The 3,065-nt window shown below is 66.1% G+C and carries 6 protein-coding genes; all 6 read left to right on the forward strand.

Annotation, left to right across the window (positions count from 1 at the left end; translation table 11 throughout):
* Positions 1-775, forward strand: a 775-nt coding sequence (locus VF167_00015) for a hypothetical protein (protein ID HEX6923783.1), incomplete at its 5' end; no start/stop codon positions are given.
* The gene (locus VF167_00020; GenBank protein ID HEX6923784.1) at positions 772-1,341 is read left to right on the forward strand and encodes a hypothetical protein; all 570 of its coding nucleotides are present in this window, start codon (positions 772-774) and stop codon (positions 1,339-1,341) included. The genes VF167_00015 and VF167_00020, both read left to right, overlap by 4 nt.
* A complete protein-coding gene (locus tag VF167_00025; protein HEX6923785.1) occupies positions 1,329-1,907 on the forward strand; it encodes a hypothetical protein in 579 nt (192 codons plus the stop codon). The genes VF167_00020 and VF167_00025 overlap by 13 nt, the downstream gene beginning before the upstream one ends.
* On the forward strand, positions 1,904-2,080 hold the full coding sequence (locus VF167_00030) for a hypothetical protein (protein HEX6923786.1): 177 nt from the start codon (positions 1,904-1,906) through the stop codon (positions 2,078-2,080). Before VF167_00025 ends, VF167_00030 begins: the two co-directional genes overlap by 4 nt.
* 9 nt (positions 2,081-2,089) lie before the next feature.
* Positions 2,090-2,221, forward strand: a complete 132-nt coding sequence (locus VF167_00035; GenBank protein HEX6923787.1) for a hypothetical protein — start codon at positions 2,090-2,092, stop codon at positions 2,219-2,221.
* A gap of 335 nt (positions 2,222-2,556) precedes the next feature.
* Positions 2,557-2,973, forward strand: a complete 417-nt coding sequence (locus tag VF167_00040; protein ID HEX6923788.1) for a hypothetical protein — start codon at positions 2,557-2,559, stop codon at positions 2,971-2,973.
* Positions 2,974-3,065 lie beyond the last annotated feature (92 nt).

Genomic DNA, 3,065 nt, shown 5'->3' on the forward strand with positions numbered 1-3,065 from the left:
GCGTGGGAGGTGCCCCGTGACGCCGCTGAAGCCCATGCGCATGGTCGCGCCCGAGCTCCAGGCGCACGTGGTCCCGATTGCCGAGGAGCAGACCGAGTTCATGACGGTCTACGGGGCGCTCGTGCGCCACCCCGCCTACGCGGCGCAGGCGGGAAGGAGGGTGCCGGGAATGGCTGAGACCACATGCACGCTCCATCACCGCGGCTGCGCGTGCCGCGAGGCCGCGTGGGCCGACGTCGCGCGGCAGCTCGAGGAAGCGCGGGGCGAGATCGCGCGCCTGACGCAGTGGGTGCACGACCTCCAATCGGGCATGTGGATCAACTGCGTGTACTGCGGGCACCGATACGGCCCCCGAGAGAGCACCGCGCCCACAATGCAGCAGGCGCTCTACGAGCACGTCCGGGTGTGCCCGAAACACCCGCTGGCCGCGGCGGAGAGAAAAATCACGGAACTCGAAGAGCAGCTCCGCTCCAAGAGCCTGACCGAGGTGTGGGTCGCAGCCTCGGGCACCGACTACGAGTACGGTCGCCCGGAGGACGCCTTCGCCACGGAAGCGGCAGCGCTGGCGTGGCTGCGGGCGCGGCGTGAAGAGGTGATCGAGAAGCAGGTCCGGTGGATCGACGATCCGGAGGAAGCCGCTCGGTTCCGGGAGTCGTTCCCTGAAATCGTCTCCGAGGATGGCGCCCACCGGCTCCGGAATATCGATGAATGGTGGTCGGTTGTGCGCCACCCGTTGGCTGACCTCGTCCCCAACGGACACGAGGCGGCACGATGAGCAGCGGTCAGAAGATCCCCTTTGCGGACGCCTACCGGCTGGCCGAGAGGATCGCCGGCGAGCTGCGGCCGCTGTGCCGGCGGGTCAAAGCGGTCGGCTCGCTCAGGAGGCGACGGCCCTACGTGCGCGATCTCGAATTTCTGCTCGAGCCGGAGACCTCCGGGGACCTCTTCGGCGGGGAGCAGGCGTTGATCGAGCCGGTCCGCAACTGCGCCGCTCGTCTGGGGACGCTCACCAAGGACGGCCATCGCTACGTCCAGTTCACGACCAATGAGGTGGCCGTCGACCTGTTCCTCTGCTACCCGCCGGCCGAGTGGGGCAGCCTGCTCGCGATCCGGACGGGGCCGGCCACCCTCGGGCACCTGGCGATGCTCCAGTTCCAGCAGCGGGGGCTAATCCACTCGGGTGGAGGGCTCTACCGCGGACACGTCAGCCCATCCACGAAGATCCCGGTACCGGATGAGGAAACGTTCTTCCGTCTGGCCGGCCTGCCGTGTCTGCCGCCGCACAAGCGTGACCGCCGCGAGGCACACACCCCGATTAGGGAGGCAGCATGCACGATCTGAGCGGCAGCACCGCGGTGCACCCGGAGCGCGGCGACTGGATCCGCACGTACACGGGCGGGCGGTTCTACCTCACGACACCGGCGCCCGAGGACGTGCGGATCGAGGACATCGCCCACGCGCTCTCGCAGATCTGCCGGTTCACCGGCCACACGCGCCGGTTCTATTCCGTCGCGGAACACTGCGTCCACGTGAGCAAGCTCGTCGAACCGCGGCACGCGCTCTGGGGCCTCCTCCACGACGCGGCCGAGGCGTACATCGGCGATGTCGCCCGGCCGCTCAAACACGCCTACGGCATGGACGGCTATCGCCGCATCGAGATCCTGGTCGAGGCGGCGGTTCTTGATGCTTTCCACATCCCACTGACTCCCATGATGGAGTGGGACGTCAAGCAGGCGGACCTACACATGCTCTGCGTCGAGGCGCGAGATCTCCTCGGGATCACCGATTTCGAGGCCGCTTGCTGGCGATACTGGACGGAGCCGAACCCCAAGCTGCGCGCGGTCGGCTGGGGACCGCAAGCCGCGAAAGACGAGTTCCTCGCGCGATTCAAGGAGCTGACATCATGACCAGGACCGCGTCGATCTCGAGCGCATTCCCCGAGCGCCGGGAGCGGCAGGACAAGCGCCCGTGGACCACGTGCGGATTAACAATCGTGGTTGTGGTCGCACTCGCGATCTCGGCCATGGGGATCGCGTGGATCGCGTGGGCAATCCACAAGCTCTTCCACTTCGCAGGGTGAGGAGGGAGGATGTCTACGATCCTAGAGGACCCGGTCGCCCGGGAGATCGTCGCGCTCGCCGAGCACCAGGAGCGCCGACGCAAGGCCGTCCGGATCGCGCTCGAGGCCGCCGCTATGTCCGACGACGAGTTCGCGCGCTAGTATGCGCGTCACTGGCGTGAGCTGCGCGCACCGATCGGCTCTGCTCGCACGGCCGAGCAGCTCGCATACGCGCACGCCATGCGGTGGGCGAAAGACTTCGCGCGGCTACGCAGTTGGATCCTCCGAGATCTCGCGCACGAGGCACTGAAGCCGTGAGCGGCCAGGGGCAGATCCGGCGAGTGGAGTTGCTCCGGTTCCGTCGCGCTGTTGCGCTGGTGGAGGCGAACGAATTCAACCCGCCCGTACTTAAAATACTGATCGCTATTGCGCACTCCGGCCACCCAGCGGTAAATTGGCATCGCTCGTGTAGATCAACTCAACCCCGGAGTCGTGCGATGCCGCAGCAGCGAGCAGTACAGCAAGCCCTGCGCTTCTTGGTGGGCAAGGATTTGCGGGACGAATTTGTGGCAAGGGCGGATGATGCCTATGCCGCATGCCGGAAGGCGTACAAGCCCCATGATGGTTGGGACCGACTTCTCTTCGGATTTGCGATCTGGAGGTACCTGGAAAAACGGCTGCGGACGCTGATTGATGAGGATGGTGAGAGATTGCAGGTCCGACAAGCCAAGTTTCCAAACGTGTTCTGGTTGGAGGTGAACGGGATCATCATCGCACCGTATCGCCTCCCGTGGCAGGGAGAAGAGGACCTGGAGCATGCCTTCCCGTACAACAGAACGGGGGCAGGGCATTTGACTCGCTTGAACTCGGCTTATTCACGGGCGCGTGCTGAAGTTCCTGAAATTGCCGAGTGACCGGTTCACGCGCCAGGTCGCGGTCGCAGCACCGTCGGCGGCGACACGGCCCCCTTTCCCCCCGAGGGTGGGAGGGTGGGTGTGGGTTTCAG

The sequence above is a fragment of the Longimicrobiaceae bacterium genome, from assembly GCA_036375715.1.
GTDB lineage: Bacteria > Gemmatimonadota > Gemmatimonadetes > Longimicrobiales > Longimicrobiaceae > DASVBS01.